General features: G+C 64.8%; 12 protein-coding genes. 10 read left to right on the top strand and 2 right to left on the bottom strand.

Translation table 11 applies throughout. The features are described 5' to 3' along the window. Positions 1–35: 35 nt before the first annotated feature. On the top strand, positions 36–785 hold the full coding sequence (gene dapB, locus AAFP32_RS10605) for a 4-hydroxy-tetrahydrodipicolinate reductase (RefSeq protein WP_350269114.1): 750 nt from the start codon (positions 36–38) through the stop codon (positions 783–785). Continuing rightward, positions 785–1,243, top strand: coding sequence for a hypothetical protein (locus AAFP32_RS10600; protein ID WP_350269113.1), 459 nt, complete (start codon positions 785–787; stop codon positions 1,241–1,243). Before dapB ends, AAFP32_RS10600 begins: the two co-directional genes overlap by 1 nt. Here the strand turns inward: AAFP32_RS10600 and AAFP32_RS10595 are convergent. Further along, entirely contained in the window at positions 1,206–2,570 is a 1,365-nt protein-coding gene (locus tag AAFP32_RS10595; protein WP_350269112.1) for a heparan-alpha-glucosaminide N-acetyltransferase domain-containing protein, read from the bottom strand. The two genes, AAFP32_RS10600 and AAFP32_RS10595, sit on opposite strands and share 38 nt — an antisense overlap. A 127-nt stretch (positions 2,571–2,697) precedes the next feature. Here AAFP32_RS10595 and AAFP32_RS10590 point away from each other — a divergent pair, with 127 nt between their 5' ends. The 4 genes from AAFP32_RS10590 (at position 2,698) to AAFP32_RS10575 (ending at position 8,172) form a co-directional block, all read left to right on the top strand. Then, positions 2,698–4,701 carry an NADH:flavin oxidoreductase gene (locus AAFP32_RS10590; RefSeq protein ID WP_350269111.1) on the top strand — a complete coding sequence of 668 codons (2,004 nt, stop codon included), beginning with the start codon at positions 2,698–2,700 and terminating at the stop codon, positions 4,699–4,701. 22 nt (positions 4,702–4,723) lie between these two features. Further along, positions 4,724–5,401 (top strand): TetR/AcrR family transcriptional regulator, encoded by a 678-nt coding sequence (locus AAFP32_RS10585; RefSeq protein ID WP_350269110.1) that lies wholly within the window; start codon positions 4,724–4,726, stop codon positions 5,399–5,401. Between the two features lie 166 nt (positions 5,402–5,567). Beyond that, complete coding sequence (gene dapA / locus AAFP32_RS10580) at positions 5,568–6,491, top strand: 4-hydroxy-tetrahydrodipicolinate synthase (protein ID WP_350269109.1); 924 nt, start codon at positions 5,568–5,570, stop codon at positions 6,489–6,491. 34 nt (positions 6,492–6,525) lie between these two features. Then, positions 6,526–8,172, top strand: coding sequence for a ribonuclease J (locus tag AAFP32_RS10575; protein WP_350271487.1), 1,647 nt, complete (start codon positions 6,526–6,528; stop codon positions 8,170–8,172). A gap of 301 nt (positions 8,173–8,473) precedes the next feature. Here AAFP32_RS10575 and AAFP32_RS10570 read toward each other — a convergent pair whose 3' ends face one another. Continuing rightward, positions 8,474–10,498 (bottom strand): L-lactate permease, encoded by a 2,025-nt coding sequence (locus AAFP32_RS10570; protein WP_350269108.1) that lies wholly within the window; start codon positions 10,496–10,498, stop codon positions 8,474–8,476. Between the two features lie 122 nt (positions 10,499–10,620). On the opposite strand from AAFP32_RS10570, the gene aceB reads away from it, so the two are divergent. The 4 genes from aceB to AAFP32_RS10550 all read left to right on the top strand — a co-directional run bounded on the left by aceB (position 10,621) and on the right by AAFP32_RS10550 (position 16,459). Continuing rightward, on the top strand, positions 10,621–12,225 hold the full coding sequence (gene aceB, locus AAFP32_RS10565; protein ID WP_101641911.1) for a malate synthase A: 1,605 nt from the start codon (positions 10,621–10,623) through the stop codon (positions 12,223–12,225). Positions 12,226–12,378: 153 nt separating this feature from the next. Then, positions 12,379–13,839, top strand: a complete 1,461-nt coding sequence (locus AAFP32_RS10560) for an FAD-linked oxidase C-terminal domain-containing protein (protein WP_350269107.1) — start codon at positions 12,379–12,381, stop codon at positions 13,837–13,839. Next, positions 13,836–14,987 carry an FAD-binding oxidoreductase gene (locus AAFP32_RS10555; protein ID WP_350269106.1) on the top strand — a complete coding sequence of 384 codons (1,152 nt, stop codon included), beginning with the start codon at positions 13,836–13,838 and terminating at the stop codon, positions 14,985–14,987. Before AAFP32_RS10560 ends, AAFP32_RS10555 begins: the two co-directional genes overlap by 4 nt. After that, on the top strand, positions 14,987–16,459 hold the full coding sequence (locus AAFP32_RS10550; protein ID WP_350269105.1) for a (Fe-S)-binding protein: 1,473 nt from the start codon (positions 14,987–14,989) through the stop codon (positions 16,457–16,459). The genes AAFP32_RS10555 and AAFP32_RS10550 overlap by 1 nt, the downstream gene beginning before the upstream one ends. Positions 16,460–16,469: the final 10 nt, after the last annotated feature.

Here is a 16,469-nt window from a genome sequence, read left to right as displayed (position 1 = left end):
CTTGCGGAGATCGTCGAGCAAGGAGTTACGAAGTTATGAATGCGATTCGGGTAGCCGTCATCGGAGCACAGGGCCGCATGGGCGCCCAAGCTGTCGACGCCATCACCGAGGCCGAAGGCCTCGAACTCGTCGCGACCCTGGGCAGCAGCGACTCCCTGGAGAGCCTGCTCGAGAAGAACGTCGACGTTGCGGTCGAACTCACGGTTCCCGCCTCGACCGAAACGAACGTGGCCTTCCTCGTCGACCACGACATCGACACCGTGGTCGGTACGACCGGCTGGGATGCTGACAAACTCTCCGGACTCAAAGAACTCCTTGCCGAGCATTCGGACACGGCCGTGCTCATCGCCCCGAACTTCTCGATCGGCGCAGTCTTGGCGATGCGCTTCGCTGAGCTGGCTGCACCCTACTTCGACTCCGCCGAGGTGGTCGAGATCCACCACCCGCGCAAGCTCGATGCGCCATCGGGAACGGCCAACTACACCGCGCAGCGGATCGCCGCTGCCCGGAATGACGCGGGCCTGGCCCCGGTTCCCGACGCCACCGAAATCGATCCGCACGGTGCCCGCGGCGCCGTCGTCGACGGTATCCACGTGCACGCGATTCGCCAACAGGGCATGACGGCCTCGGAGGAGATCCACTTCGGCTCCAGCGGCGAAGCCCTGACGATCCGAACGGACTCACACTCCACCTCGGCGTTCATGCCGGGAATCGTCACCGCGGTGCGGTCGATCTCCGACTACACCGGTCTGGTGCACGGCCTCGAGAACATGCTCGACCTCTGATGTCCAAAGGCAAAATCGGCGCGATCGTCGTCTCCATACTGCTCGTCTTCTACTTCGTCCTGATGGGACAGCGGGCGTGGATTTTGGTCAGTGAACCCGATCTCGTCCCCCGTCTGATGGGCATCGCCCTCTTCGTCCTTCCACTCGTCGGCGCCTGGACTCTGGTCGTGGAGCTGATGTTCGGTGCACGGACCGAGAAGTTGGCGCGCATCCTCAAGTCTGAGGGCGGTCTTCCCGTCGATGATCTGCCGCGAACTCCGGGTGGGCGAATCATCCGGGAATCCGCTGACGAGGCTTTCGGCCAATACCAGTCCGAGGCCGAAGCTGCACCCGAGGACTGGCGCTCATGGTTCCGTCTCTCCTGTGCCTACGATGCGTGCGGGGACCGCAAGCGCGCCCGTTCAACGATGCGCAAGTCGGTCAATATGTATCGGGCGGGCGCGAAGCAGACTTCCTAGTCGACTCCGACTCCGACTCCGACTCCGACTCCGACTCTGACTCTGACTCGGCACCGGCCTCGGCCCCGGGCATGGGTTCTGACGGCTCCAGCCCAGGTTCTGGAACAGGCGACGCGGACCGGATGATAGCTGCGACGCCCGCTTCAAGTGGGCCGTGCGCATCGATCGCCAGCTTCCACATCAACGCAAACCCGATGAACACGAGAGCATGCAGACCGAACTCGACGGTCTGCGGTGTCATAGCCTGACCGCCGAGCATCGGGTTGGCGTCGATCCAGCGCCGAGTGATTTCGAGCAGGACGACGTGGGCCGAGTACACGCTCAAGGGCATTGAGCCGGGAGCCGTCAGCGGCGCCAACACCCAGGTTTGTCGCCCCAGGAGCATGGCCAGTGACTGGCAGGTGACGATGGTCATCAGCGCGGTCCCGGCCGTGGCGAGCAGGTCGAAGGGCGTGGATGAGTGCGGGCCCGCGATCGCCAGCCACCACCACGAGGTCGTCGGCGTCACCCCATAGCTGCCCGTGAACAGCGCCGCATTGAGATCGGTTCCGTACAGCTGGGAGACCCGGACCAGTCCAGGGCCTCCTCCGGCGACGTTGATGAGCAGCCAGGAGACTCCCTTGCCGACGAGGAACAGCCCGAGTCCGGCGGCGAAGAGAGACATGAGGTGCTTGCCGATATCGATCTTCGCGACCGCCATCCCCAGCAGGATGTAGGACAGCCACTGCAGCACCGGATAGTAGCCGGTCAGCACCAGGTCATGGAGCATGGTCAGCGGGCTCGCCAGGTCGAACCATGACATGGAGGAGTACATCGGTTCCAACCCGAACTCGCTGCGGATGAGCATCGAGAGCACGGGGCTGAGGATCATCCACACAACGGCGATGATGAAGAGAGTGCGAGCGCGCAGGCGCAGGAACAGCATTGCAATCGCGAACATGACCTCGTAGTTGACGAGGATGACAGCCAGCAGTGACGATACCGACCCCAGACAGAGGCCGATGATGACGATCGCTCCCGCGCGGATGAGCACGCTGGGCACGGCATCGCGCAGACGCCCGGAACCTGCCATCCGCGACCGTGTCGAGAGGACAAGGGAGCAGCCGGCGAGGACCGCGAACAGCGCCGAGGCGCGACCTGCGAACACGGCGGCCCAGGTCGGGAGGCCCGCAGGGTCGGACAGCGCGAAGATGTGCGTGACCATCATTGCGAACAGGGCGATCCCGCGCGCGGCATCGAGTCCGATGAGACGGCCGGCGGGGCTCAGGCGTTGCCGGACCGTTGAGCCGGATGTCGTCGCCGAGGTGGGGGAGCGGTGAGTGCTCATGCCTCGATTCTCACATGATCGGGTCCGCCCCCGGTTGTTCTGTCCCGAGCAGTGGGGCCTTCCGCTGTTAATAATATCGTGATATGAATTATGCGTCAGGCCGCACCCGCATGGATCAAGGATGATCATGTCTCAACTGTTCCCCCACCTCTTCGAGCCCATCACACTGGGCCGGCGGTCCATTCGCAACCGCATCGTGTCCTCGGGCCACGACACCGTCCTCGACGAGAACGGGATGATCGGCGATGACCTCATCGCCTACCACGAGGCACGAGCCGAAGGCGGCTGCGGACTCATCGTCCTCCAGGTCTCCGGGGTCCACGAGACCGCCCGCTACACCAACCATGTGCTCATGGCCACCGATGATTCCTCGGTGCCCGGATACCGGGCCGTCGCCGAGGCGGTCCACCGTCACGGTGCCACCATCTTCGCCCAGCTCTTCCATCCCGGCCGTGAAGTCATGGACGGCGAGGCCGGCATGGCGCCGCGCGCCGTGGCTCCCAGCGACGAACCGCAGGAGAGGTTCAAGGTGGTCCCCGAGGCGCTGAGCACCTCCATGATCAAGGAGATCATCGCCGGGTATGCGAGCGCTGCGAAGCGCATCGCCGGCAGCGGCATCGACGGGGTCGAGATCGTGGCCAGCCACGGTTACCTGCCGATCCAGTTCTTCAACCCGCGAGTGAACACGCGCACCGACGAATACGGCGGCAGCCCGGCCAATCGTCGCCGCTTCCTCGCCGAGGTCGTCGCCGGGGTCCGTGCCGCAGTGGGCTCAGACATCGTGGTTGGCTTAAGGATCTCGGGGGAGGAGAAGACAGAGGACGGCCTGGTCGCCACCGAGGTTCTCGACCTCATCGCGGCCCTCGACGAGATGAAGACAGGCAATAGTGTCGAAGGCACAGACGGTGTGGACTGCCTCGACTACTTCTCGATCACGGCCGGAGACTCCTCGACTCTCCAGGGTGCGGTGCACATCGTCCCCTCGATGCAGATCGACCCGGCCTACGCGGCGAGCCTGTCCGAACAGGTCAAGAAGATCACCGACCGGCCGGTGATGGTCGCCGGACGGATCAACCAGCCCCACGAAGCGGAGAAAGCCATCGCCGAGGGCCGTACCGACATGGCGATCATGACTCGGGCGATGATCTGCGACCCAGCGATCGCCAACAAGGCAGACCGCGACGCCGTGGACGAGATCCGAGCCTGCATCGGCTGCAACCAGGCCTGCATCGGTCACTTCCAGATGGGTGTGCCCATCTCCTGCATCCAGTACCCCGAATCGGGCAGAGAGCTGACATTCCTGCCCCGGCCACGGGTGAGGGCCCGACGTCGTGTGCTCGTCATCGGGGGAGGGCCCGCCGGACTCAAGGCGGCAGCAGTGGCAGCCGAACAGGGTGATGACGTCGTACTCTGCGAACGCGAGCCCCACCTCGGCGGGGCCGTGCTGCTGGCACAGGAGCTGCCCTATCGATCTGAATTCGGGGGAGCGGCAACGAACCTCAGCGCCGAGGCCAGGCGCGCGGGAGTCGACCTCCGCACCTCGACTCCGGTGACCCAGCAGGTCCTTGACGATGTGGCACCCGATCACGTGATCGTCGCGACGGGTGCGAAGCAGCGCATGCCGCACCTCGAGGTCGACGATGAGGCACTCGTCATCGGTGCCCGCGACTATCTGCGCACCCCGCCGAGCCTGCCTGCCGGCCGTGTGCTTGTGAGCGACTGGAAAGGCGATTGGATCGGCCTGGGCATCGCTCTGCGCCTGGCCGAGGCTCGGGTGCCGGTGACCTTGGCGACCGCCGCGAACTTCGCCGGAGCCGCGATCCAGCAGTACACACGCACACTGCTCATGTCCCAGGCCCTGCGGGCAGGAGTCGACTTCGTCAACGATGCCCGCCTGGTCGGAGTCGACGCGACGACAGGCTACCTGCAGTCGACGCTGTGCGAGATCGTCCACGAGGTCGACGGTGTCGCCGCTACCATCGTCTCCGGTGCGCCGCAATCCGTGGTCCCCGATCTCGACTTCGGGTCCGCCAGTGTTCGCACCATCGGCGATGCCGTGGCACCGCGAACCGTGGAGGAAGCCGTCTTTGAGGGCCTGCAGGCCGCAAGCAGTCTGGCTGCAGTCTCTTGAGCGACGTAAGGGTGGCAGCAGCGTGAGCCCGCGTCCCCAGTATTCCGCGGTCGAGGTCGCGGCCAGGCGCGGGATCATCCTCGAATCCGCCCTTGACCAGATCGCGAAGCGCGGCCCGGAAGCAGTGCGGATGAGGGACATCGCCGAGGCGGCGGGATTCTCCGTGGGCACAGTGCAGTACTATTTCGGCTCGCGTGAGGATCTGCTCGTCCGCGCGTTCTCAGCCCACACCAGCTCGGTGGTCGAAGCTATCGCGGGTCTGACTCAGGAGCAGGGGACAGCGTGGGAGAGGCTGCAGTCAAGTCTGCGGGCCGTCCCGATGATCGGTGACCTGCAACGACGCTCACAGGTATGGATCGAACTCGTCGCCGCCTCGTCGCGCAATGACTATCTGGCGGAGTCGGTCGAGGCAGTCTTCGACACATGGAGCGCCCACTTCCGGGCGCTCATCGAGATCGGCATCGACGACGGTAGCTTCTTACCGCATGCCGATGTGGATCTCATCGTCGACACCCTCATCGCAGCGATCGACGGCTTCGACCTTGCGGCGGCCACCGGTCGCAGTTCCACCACGTCCGATCGGATCGCTGCCTCCCTTGAGCTCACCGCTGGGAGTCTGCTGGGTGTCGCTGACATCGCCGCAGGCCACGCCGCCGACATCGCCGCAGGCAAGGCAGAGGCCAGGTTCCGGTCCGTGTGATCTGTCTCTCGTGGCCTCAACGCCAAGGATCACCCCAGATGAACGCCTCGCAACCCGCCGATGAGCGGCATGCAGCGACGGGTGGCAGGCGGTGATGGCAAAACGCACCCGTGGCGCGCGGACGGCCGCTGCCGCAGTCGTTGGCTCTGCGCGGTATCCTTTTCGTATGGCGATTCTCGGTGACAGCGCAGCAGCCGCTGCAATTGATGCGTTCGGTACTGTCGGCACGGCGATGGTGACGCCGTTCAAGGACGACGGAACCATTGATTATCCTGCCGTGGAGAAGGTGGCGAACCACCTCGTCGACCTGGGCAACAATATGCTCGTCGTGTCCGGGACCACCGGCGAATCACCGACGACGACCGACGATGAGAAGATCGAGCTGCTCAAGGTCGTCCGCGGTGCCATCGGCACTCGCGCGAAGATCATTGCAGGCACCGGCAACAACGTCACCTCACACACCATTGATCTGTCCAAGCGCTCGGCAGCCGCGGGTGCGGACGGCATCCTCATCGTCACGCCCTACTACTCGAAGCCGACACAGCCGGCCATCGCCGCCCACATGCGCGCGGCCGCAGACTCCACTGATCTTCCCGTCATGCTCTACGACATCCCGGGACGATCGGGCGTGCCCATCAGAACGGAGACCCTCCTCGGGTTGGCCGATCACCCCAACATCCTCGCGGTCAAAGACGCCAAGGGTGACCTCTTCGCCTCGGCGCAGGTGATGAACCGCAGCTCCCTCGTCTACTACTCGGGCGAGGACTCGCTCAACCTGCCGCTGCTGGCCCTCGGCGCCCTGGGCGTCGTGTCAGTGGCGGGCCATGTCTGCACAGCGCGGTTCGCGGACATGGTGCAAGCTGTGGCGAACAATGACCTCACCACCGCTCGCGCAATCTCCCTGGCAACCGGGGACATGGTCGACGCGCTCATGAATCACATGCCGGGAGTCATCTCGGCGAAGGCCGCATTGCAGGCCCAAGGAGTACTTGACAACCGCGGTACGCGAATGCCGCTGCTCCCAGCAGATGACGAGCAGATGGCCCTCGTGACCGCCCAATTGACCAGGAGTGGTTACCTCAGTGAATAATGCATTGACTCAAGAATTGAAGCTTCCGCCGAAGATGGACCCAGAAGCGGTCCGCATCGTCGCGCTCGGCGGCCTCGGCGAAGTCGGCCGCAACATGACCGTGTTCGAGTACCACGGCAAGCTGCTCATCGTCGACTGCGGCGTCCTCTTCCCAGAAGAGGACCAGCCCGGCGTCGACCTCATCCTTCCCGATTTCTCCTACCTCGACGATCGTCTCGATGACATCATCGGCCTCGTGCTGACCCACGGGCACGAGGACCACATCGGAGCCGTGCCTTACCTGCTGCGTCGCAAGGCCGATATCCCGATCCTCGGTTCGAAGCTGACGATCGCTCTCATCGAAGCCAAGCTCAAGGAACACCGGATCAAGCCGATCACGCGTGTGGTCAAGGAAGACGACCTCGATCAGCTCGGTCCCTTCGACCTCGAGTTCGTTGCCGTCAACCACTCGATTCCCGATGCTCTCGCGGTCTTCATCCGCACCGGGGCGGGCAACATCCTCCACACCGGCGACTTCAAGATGGACCAGCTTCCCCTCGACGGCCGGATCACGGACCTGCGCGCCTTCGCCCGCCTCGGCGAGGAAGGCGTCGACCTGTTCATGACGGACTCGACGAACGCCGAGGTCCCCGGGTTCACCGCCCTGGAGAAGGACATCGGACCGGTTCTCGAGAACCTCTTCGGTCACGCCGAGCGCCGCATCATCGTCGCCTCGTTCTCCTCGCACATCCACCGTGTCCAGCAGGTGCTCAACGCCGCCGACGCACACGGCCGCAAGGTCGCACTCGTCGGCCGGTCGATGGTGCGCAACATGAAGATCGCCGAGGATCTCGGGTACCTCAAGGTCCCGCGCGGTGCTCTCATCGACATCAAAGAGGTCGACAAGCTCCCCGACGACCAGGTCGTGCTCATGTGCACCGGTTCTCAGGGTGAGCCGATGGCTGCGCTCTCGCGCATGGCCAACCGCTCACACCGCGTCGAGGTGGGCGACGGCGACACCGTCATCCTCGCCTCCTCGCTCATCCCCGGCAACGAGAACTCCGTGTTCAAGGTCATCAACGGGCTGATGAAGCTGGGCGCCAACGTCATCTCCAAGGCAGACGCCAAGGTCCATGTGTCCGGACACGCCTCCGGCGGCGAACTGCTCTACTGCTACAACATCGTCAAGCCCCGCGGCGTCATGCCCGTCCACGGCGAATGGCGACACATGCTCGCCAACGCCAGACACGCCGAGGCGACCGGAGTGAATCCGGACAACATCGTCCTCGCCGACGACGGCTGGGTGGTCGACCTCAAGGACGGCCACGCCGAGGTTGTGGGTGCAGTGGACTGCAACTTCGTCTTCGTCGACGGCTCCTCGGTCGGCGAGATCACCGAAGCGGACCTCAAGGACCGTCTCGTGCTCTCCGGCGAAGGCTTCGTCACGATCTTCATGGCCGTCAACAGCCAGTCCAAGTCCCTCATCGCCGGACCTGAGATCCATGCCCGTGGTGTGGCCGAATCCGATTCCGTCTTCGACTCGATCATGCCGAAGGTCACGAAGGCCGTCGAGGATGCCCTCAAGGACGGCAACGCGGACCAGTATCAGCTGCAGCAGGTCGTGCGCCGCACTGTGGGGCGCTGGGCGTCCTCGAAGCTGCGTCGCAAGCCGATGATCGTCCCCATGGTCGTCATCGTCTGAGTTCGTTCGACAGGGTTCGTTCTTCAGAGTTCGTTCTTCAGAGTTCGTTCGACGAAGTCTGTATAGTTCGCCCGCGGTGCACCCTTGCAGGAGGGCCCACCGCGGGCGAACTGCATCTCTGGGGTCTCTGGACCGACATCCCGATCAACGCGCACTCGGACGTCAGGCGCGCCGATCAACGTAGAGCTCGCTTTTACCGTCCCCAGCGGCGATGAAAGCGGGCTTCGCGTTGATCGAGGGAGGCGAACTCGCCTGAGCTGTGCACAGATGCTGCGGGCTCGGTCCTCGAGGGCCTTCGCGACTACGACGTGATGGGCCGGTCGGCAGTCGTGCCGGCAACGACGAGCGGCTTGCCCGGCGATCGGGAGGCGACGACGACTGCCACGAGGAGACCGACGATGACCGCGGAGAAGACCACGGTGCCGGCATTCATCCCGATGCCGTTGATGCCGATGAAGGCCAGGGCGCCGGCAGCCAGCGAGTACACGAGCATCGGGATCGAAGTGCGCCGGATGAGCTCGCCCTCGCGCCCGACGAGGCCGACGGTCGCCGAAGCGGCCACGACGTTGTGGACGGCGACCATGTTCCCGGCCGCGCCGCCCACGGCCTGCGCGGCGACCACCGTCTCCGGGCTCGAGGCACCGATGGCCACTCCGGTGGAGAACTGGAACTGCGAGAACATGACGTTCGAGACCGTGTTGGAGCCGGCGACGAAGGCACCCAGGGCACCGACGAACGGGGCGAGGAGGGGCCAGGCGTCTCCGACGGTGCTCGCGGCCGCCTCGGCGAGGGTGACCGGCATCGAATCGAGGCCGGCATTGTTGTAGTCGGCTCCGGAGTTGATGAATACGCGAACGAGCGGCAGTGAGCACAGCAGCGCTACCGCGGCACTGGCGATCTGGGAGCCGGCGATCTGCCACGACCCGAGGATCTGCTTCCCGCTCATCCGGTGGATGAGGTAGGTGAGCGCGCAGGCGAGGACGAAGATGGCGCCGGGGGAGTAGAGCAGATCGAGGTTCTGATTGATCGGAGTGCCGAAGATCCCCTCGACCTTGATGACGGCAGGACCGGTGAGGAACTCCTTGACGGCGGGAATGTTGCGCGTGAGGAGCAGGCAGATGACGACGATGAGGTAGGGCGACCAGGCTCTGACCAGAGACATCCTCTTCGTCAGGTGTGCCTTCTCCTTGTTGGGGTCGACCGTGCCCATCCAGTGCGCGGGCCAGTTCTCACGCGGCGCGAAGTCCCAGATCTTCTTCGGCATGAGGAAGCCGAGCTTGCTCGTCGTGACGACGATGGCCAAGCCGATGAGACCGCCCAGCAGGGCGGGGAACTCGGGTCCGAGCAGTTTGGCCACGATGAGGTAGGGCACGACCATGGCCAGCGCCGAGAAGATGGCGAAGGGCGCCACGGCAAGACCATCGGCGAATCGTCTGTTCGCGCCGAAGAATCCGGTCATCAGGCAGGCGAGCAGCAGTGGGATCAGGATTCCGCAGATGGCATGGATGAGTGCGACCTGAGTGGCCGTGTGGGCGATGAATTCGGATTGGTTGAGCCCGAGCTGAGCGGCGCGTTCCGCGACGCCGGTGGACATGGTCCCATCCTCCTTGGCCAGACCCTCACCGATGCCCACGAGCATAGGAGTGCCGACGGCGCCGAAGCTCACGGGAGTCGACTGGATGATGAGTCCGGCGAGGACCGCTGCGATCGCAGGGAAGCCGAGTGCGAGCAGGAGTGGGGCGACGACGGCGGCGGGTGTGCCGAAACCGGCTGCGCCTTCGATGAAGGAGCCGAAGAGCCAGGCGATGATGATGACCTGGATGCGTCGGTCGGGCGAGATCGAGATGAAGCCGGCCCGAATGGTCTCGATGGCGCCCGAGCGAGTGACCGTAGCCAACAGGAGCAGAGCACCGAAGACGATCCAGAGCAGGCCGATCGCCACCAGCAGGCCCTGAACGATGGAGGCGCCGATCGTCACCCACTCGATCTGCCAGGCGAAGTTGGCGACGAGAGCGGCCGCCACCAGACCGATCGGCATCGCGTATTTGGCAGGCCAGCGAAAGCCGATGAGCAGGATTCCCGCCAAGAGGATGGGTGTGAGCGCAAGCAGCGCGGCTACAGCGAGGTTGTCCATCGTGATTCCGATCCGCAGCGTCGTTGCCGCTTGGTCGAGGAGCGCGAGTCCCACGCCTGCCACCAGGGGGTGGGCAGTCACCGGCTCGACTCCGCAAACGAAGTACCTGGCCTCATCGTCGTTGGTCGGCTGTGGAATCGTCAAGGGCTTGGACAGTCTCACCTCGAGGGAAGCGTTTGACGAGATGTGCATCACCTCCTATTCTTTTCGGTGTGTGAACAATAGATTTCACGATGTGAAAGTTTCGCAGGCTAAACCCCGTTGCCAGCGACAAGCGATGCACTAGTGAATGTGCCGACTAAGGAGAACGACCGATGACTGCTCATATTGAGAATCTGGACATTCCAGCAGGCATGGAGATCACCGGCGAACTGCCGGACGGGGCAGAGAAGGTGCTCACCCCGAAGGCCCTCGAACTCATCGTCGAGCTGAACCGGAAGTTCAACGGGGACCGCCTCGAACGGCTGGAGGCCCGCAAGGAGCGCCAGGCTCAGATTGCCGCCGGTGCCGACCTCGACTTCCTCCCCGAGACCGCCGAGATCCGCAATGATCCCAGCTGGCAGGTCGCACCGCCGGCACCGGGCCTCGAGGACCGGCGCGTGGAGATGACCGGGCCGACGTACAAGAAGATGACGATCAATGCCCTGAACTCCGGGGCCAAGGTCTGGCTGGCCGACCAGGAGGATGCGAACACCCCGGAATGGGGCTCGGTCATCGGCGGACAGGTCAACCTGCTTGACTCGTTGAACCGTGAGATCGACTTCACCTCACCCGAGGGCAAGTCCTACACCCTGGCTCCCGACGAGGAGCTGCCGACCATCGTCGTCCGCCCCCGCGGCTGGCACATGCCGGAGAAGCACATCCTCGTCGACGGTGAAGAGACCTCGGGTTCCCTCGTGGACTTCGCGCTCTACTTCGCCACCGCCGGGCAGCTCCAGATCGAGAAGGGCAAGGGTCCCTACTTCTACCTGCCGAAGATGGAGTCCCACCTCGAGGCGCGCCTGTGGAACCAGGTCTTCGACCATGCCGAGGACTCTTTCGACCTGGCGCGGGGCACCATCCGTGCCACCGTGCTCATCGAAACCTACCCAGCGGCCTTCGAGATGGAGGAGATCCTCTACGAACTGCGCGAGCACTCCTCGGGACTCAACGCCGGCCGCTGGGACTACATCTTCTCCGTGATCAAGAACTTCCGCGCCCGCGGCTCCGACTTCCTGCTGCCCGACCGCTCGGATGTCACGATGACGGTGCCGTTCATGCGCGCCTACACCGAGCTCCTCGTGCACACCTGCCACAAGCGCGGCGCACACGCGATCGGAGGCATGTCCGCTTTCGTTCCCTCGAAGGATCCTGACGAGAACGAAGCCGCCTTCAACAAGGTCCGCGAGGACAAGTCCCGCGAGGCCGGCAAGGGCTTCGACGGCTCCTGGGTGGCTCACCCCGGCATGGTCGCCCTGTGCAAGGAGGTCTTCACCGAGACGCTGGGAGACAACGCGAACCAGATTGAGAACAAGCGCGATGACGTCTCCGTGTCCGCCGCTGAGCTCCTCGACGTCAAGTCGACCCCGGGGTCGATGACAGAGAAGGGTCTGCGGACCAATGTCTCAGTGGGCATCCAGTACCTGCGCGCCTGGCTCGAAGGCAACGGTGCTGTGGCCATCAACGGACTCATGGAGGACGCCGCGACCGCGGAGATCTCACGCTCCCAGGTCTGGCAGTGGATGGACGCCGGAGTCGAACTCGACACCGGAGTCACCGTCACCGCTGACTTCGTGCGCCAGGTCGTGACCGAAGAGGTTGCGAAGCTCCCGGGCGAGGAGTCGGACTGGAAGGATGCCACTGACACGTTCCTGTCCGTGGCCGTCGCCGATGAGTACGTTGACTTCCTGACACTGCCGGCCTACGCGCGCATGCCCTGAGCCTGCTCAGTCCTGAGCCTGCATGGTCCTGAGTCTGCACGGTTCAGGAGTCTCACCACGTAAGAACGCCGTCGAAAATGTGCCAGGGAGCACATTTTCGGCGGCGTTCTTCGCTAAGCTCGACTTCATTGACGCAAGGAGGCGGAAGTGGGCATGAGCAGAATCGACTCGGTTCTCACACGGATCGAACCGCATTTGCCACCAAAGGCGATCGTCATCGACGAGAACGAACGCAAAACGTATGAGTGCGATGGTCTGGCCGTGCACAGGACCGTGCCCGCGCTGGTCATCCGTGTCACCTCCACCGCCGAGGTGGCCCTGACCGTGCGTGCCTGCCATGAGTTCGACGTCCCCTTCGTCGCCCGCGGTTCGGGCACCGGGCTCTCCGGTGGGGCCCAACCGCACGCAGAGGGTGTGCTCATCGTCATGTCGACGATGAGGGACATCCTCGACATCGACCCGCTGGCCCAGCGCGCGATCGTGCAGCCAGGGGTCATCAACCTCACGCTGTCCACCGAGGCCAACCCGCACGGCTACTACTTCGCCCCGGACCCCTCGAGTCAGAGCGTGTGCTCGATCGGCGGGAATGTCGCTGAGAACTCCGGCGGTGCCCACTGCCTGAAATACGGTTTCACCACCAATCACGTCACCGGTCTCACTCTCGTCACCGCCCAGGGTGACATCGTCGAGATCGGGGGGCAGGCTCCCGAATACCCGGGCTATGACCTCCTCGGCGTGCTCTGCGGATCCGAGGGGACTCTTGGCATCGTCACCGAGGTGACGGTGCGGCTGACCCGACTGCCTGAAGCGGTGGAGACGCTGCTCATCGGGTTCGAGTCGACCGATGCGGCGGGGGAGGCGGTCAGTGACATCATCTCTGCGGGAATCATGCCCGCCGCCATCGAGATGATGGACGCGCTGGCCATCGAGGCCGCAGAGAAGGCCGTGGCGTGTAACTATCCCGACGGTGCCGGTGCCGTCCTCGTCGTCGAACTCGATGGGCCGGCCATTGACGTCGATCTCGAGCGGGAGACGGTCATCGCCCGGGCGAAGGACCACGGTGCTGGTGAGGTGCGCGTCGCCGTCGACGATGTCGAACGCGGTCTGATCTGGAAGGGCCGGAAATCAGCCTTCGCGGCGGTCGGCCGGATCAGCCCCGACTACATCGTCCAGGACGGAGTGATCCCACGCTCCAGACTCGGGCCCGTGCTGGCTTCGATCTCCATGATCGCGGAGGAATGCGGTGTACGAGTCGCCAACGTCTTCCACGCCGGAGACGGCAATCTGCATCCGCTTGTGCTCTTCGACGGCAGCGTCGAGGGCCAGACCGAATTGGCGGAGACCGCTTCGGGTCGGATCCTTGACCTGTGCCTGAGTGAAGGCGGTTCGATCACCGGGGAGCATGGGGTCGGATCCGACAAAGCCAAATTCATGCCGCGAATGTTCACGCATGAGGACTTGGACACGATGCAGGTTCTGCGCTGCGCGTTCGACCCGGACTATCTGTCCAACCCGGGAAAGATCTTCCCGACACCACGGCTGTGCGGGGAACCGCCTCGGCGAACATCGGGGGAGCACCCACTCCAAGCAGCCGGAAAGGCGGAGCTGTTTTGACGCAGGAACTCCCCAGGATCGCCCGACCCGACAGTGTCGAGGAACTCTCCGAACTCGTCTCCCGCGCGCATCGCGACTCACGCACCATCGCCGTCTACGGTGGTGGGACCGCGCTCGATGATCACCCGCCGGGGCACACCCCTGGCCTCCTCATCGACATGGGCGGTCTCAACCAGGTCACCGAACACTCTCCCGGCGACCTCATCGTCGTGGCCGAGGCAGGAACCACGATCTCCGAACTGAACCGAGTCGCCGACACCGGAGACCAGGAGCTCCTCCCGGACTTTCCTGCCGACCGCACCGACTCCGGCTCAACCTTGGGCGGAGCCATCGCCACCCGCGCCGTGGGCCCACGGCGCATCGGCCGCCTGCCGCTGCGTGAAGTCGTCCTCGGGGTCACCGTCGTCCTCGCCGACGGCACGATCGCGAAGGCCGGAGGCAAGGTCGTGAAGAACGTCGCGGGCTACGACCTCGCCAAGCTCATGACCGGGTCCTGGGGGACGTTGGGGATCATCACCAGCGCCGCACTCCGGCTGTACCCGAAACCCCAGGCCCAGGGATTCGTCGAGATCCCGGGCGCCGATTCCGCCCTCGGGGCCATCGGCTCCCAGGTGGCTCCGGCCGCCGTCGAGATCGACCGTTCACCGGGTGAGCAGGCGTCGACCGTGGTCATGGTCGACGGACTCCCCGAGTCCGTTGAGTCCCGCACCGACACCATCGTCGACACCTTCCCCGGGGCCGCGCACAGTGTCCGACCCAGCTGGTGGTCACGGCGAGCCCAGGCACCGGTGACCATCCGGGCCGCAGTCTCACCGGCACTGGTCCCGCAGCTGGTCTCGGAAGTCGAGCACCTCGAAGACGCCATCGGCTACCCGATCCAACTGCGCGGGTCCGCCATGGGCGTCTTCGACCTCGGCATCGGTGCCCTTGACTCGGATCCCACGATTGCGACCCGAGTGGTTCTCGAACACCTGCGCTCATGGGGCCAGAAGCAGCTGAGCGCGACCGTTCTGTGTGCCCCCGCCTCGGTGTGGGGCGACGTCGATGCCTGGGGTGAGATCCCCGGGTTCGGCCTCATGGCCACCATCAAGGACCGGTTCGATCCGGACGGTCTGCTCTCACCCGGACGTGGAATAGGAGGACTGTGATGTCATGCGATTGCGGTGGCGCAGGAGGCTGCCAGGGCGGCGGAACGCCAAGCGAAGGGACCGGGCCGACGCCGCTGGAGGCGACGATGGCCACCGCGGGTCAGGCCACGATGGAAATGGCGCCGCCGACCATTGACCATTCGGCCTTCGATGTCTTCAACCCACCGGATCCGAGTCTCATCGCTGACTGCGTCCATTGCGGCTTCTGCCTTCCCGCCTGCCCCACCTACCAGCTGTGGGGAAATGAGGAGGACTCACCGCGCGGACGCATCTACCTCATGCAGGAGGGTCTGGAGAACGGGCCGATGAGCGCATCCATGGTCGAACACTTCGACGCCTGCCTGGGCTGCATGGCCTGCGTCACTGCCTGCCCGTCGGGAGTTCAGTACGACAAGCTCATCGAAGCCACCCGCGGACAGGTCGAGCGCAACGGAAAAGCGCATCGCAGCCGCGCCGAGGTGGCGCTGCGGGCCGCGATCTTCCAACTGTTCCCGTACCCGGGCCGTCTGGCCATCCTGCTGGCACCGCTCAAGGCCTACCAGCGGACGGGACTGTCCTCGCTCATCCGCAAGTCCAAGATCCTCGAGAAGCTCTCACCGACCCTGGCCACGATGGAGGCCATCGCACCGCCGGTGACCAAGCGAGTCACCATTCCAGCGTCGAACCCGCCTCGCAGCGCCGAAGGCGACAGCCTGCCGGTCAGGTCGCGAGTGGGGATGCTGCTGGGATGTGTGCAGCGAACCTTCTACCCCCAGGTCAACGCCGCGACGGTGCGCGTGCTCAATATGGAGGGCTGCGAGGTCGTGGTGCCCCAGTCGCAGGGATGCTGCGGTGCACTGTCGGTCCACGCCGGGCGCAGCGAGGAGGGTGAGGACTTCGCACGAAAGATCGTGGACACTTTCACCGTCGCCGAGGTCGACTATCTGGTCGTCAACTCCGCCGGCTGCGGATCGACGATGAAGGAGTACGCCGACATCCTTTCCGATGATCCCGCCTATGCCCAGCGGGCAAAGGTGCTGGCGGACAAGGTCAGAGACGTGACCGAGATCCTCGTCGAACTCGGACCCAGTGCTCCTCGACATCCGGTGGCCAACGGTGGGCTGCGTGTGGCCTACCACGACGCCTGCCACCTCTCCCATGCTCAAGGAGTGCGCAATCCGCCACGGGAACTGCTGGGTCAGATCCCCGGGGTCAAGCTGGCTGCGATCAAGGACGCCGACACCTGCTGCGGCTCGGCCGGCATCTACAATCTGGTGCGCCCGGAGGCAGCCCGCGAGCTGGGGGACAAGAAGGCCACGAACATTGCCGCCACCGGAGCCGACATCGTCGTCACCGGCAACCCCGGTTGTCTGCTGCAGGTCACTGATGCACTCCGCAGGCGGGGAGAGGCGACCCTGCCGAGCGCACACACGATCGAACTCCTCGATGCCTCACTCACCGGTGCGGGTGCCGAGCTGCTGCTGGCCAGGTAAGGTTGCGGCA

This window comes from Brevibacterium sp. CBA3109 (assembly GCF_040256645.1).
Lineage (GTDB): Bacteria > Actinomycetota > Actinomycetes > Actinomycetales > Brevibacteriaceae > Brevibacterium > Brevibacterium koreense.
This window is presented reverse-complemented; position numbering and strand designations above follow the sequence as displayed.

Coding starts and splice junctions, on each gene's coding strand:
- dapB (WP_350269114.1), top strand. CDS start 36: ATGAATGCGATTCGGGTAGCCGTCATCGGAGCACAGGGCCGCATGGGC.
- AAFP32_RS10600 (WP_350269113.1), top strand. CDS start 785: ATGTCCAAAGGCAAAATCGGCGCGATCGTCGTCTCCATACTGCTCGTC.
- AAFP32_RS10595 (WP_350269112.1), bottom strand. CDS start 2,570: ATGAGCACTCACCGCTCCCCCACCTCGGCGACGACATCCGGCTCAACG.
- AAFP32_RS10590 (WP_350269111.1), top strand. CDS start 2,698: ATGTCTCAACTGTTCCCCCACCTCTTCGAGCCCATCACACTGGGCCGG.
- dapA (WP_350269109.1), top strand. CDS start 5,568: ATGGCGATTCTCGGTGACAGCGCAGCAGCCGCTGCAATTGATGCGTTC.
- AAFP32_RS10575 (WP_350271487.1), top strand. CDS start 6,526: ATGGACCCAGAAGCGGTCCGCATCGTCGCGCTCGGCGGCCTCGGCGAA.
- AAFP32_RS10570 (WP_350269108.1), bottom strand. CDS start 10,498: ATGCACATCTCGTCAAACGCTTCCCTCGAGGTGAGACTGTCCAAGCCC.
- aceB (WP_101641911.1), top strand. CDS start 10,621: ATGACTGCTCATATTGAGAATCTGGACATTCCAGCAGGCATGGAGATC.
- AAFP32_RS10560 (WP_350269107.1), top strand. CDS start 12,379: ATGAGCAGAATCGACTCGGTTCTCACACGGATCGAACCGCATTTGCCA.
- AAFP32_RS10550 (WP_350269105.1), top strand. CDS start 14,987: ATGTCATGCGATTGCGGTGGCGCAGGAGGCTGCCAGGGCGGCGGAACG.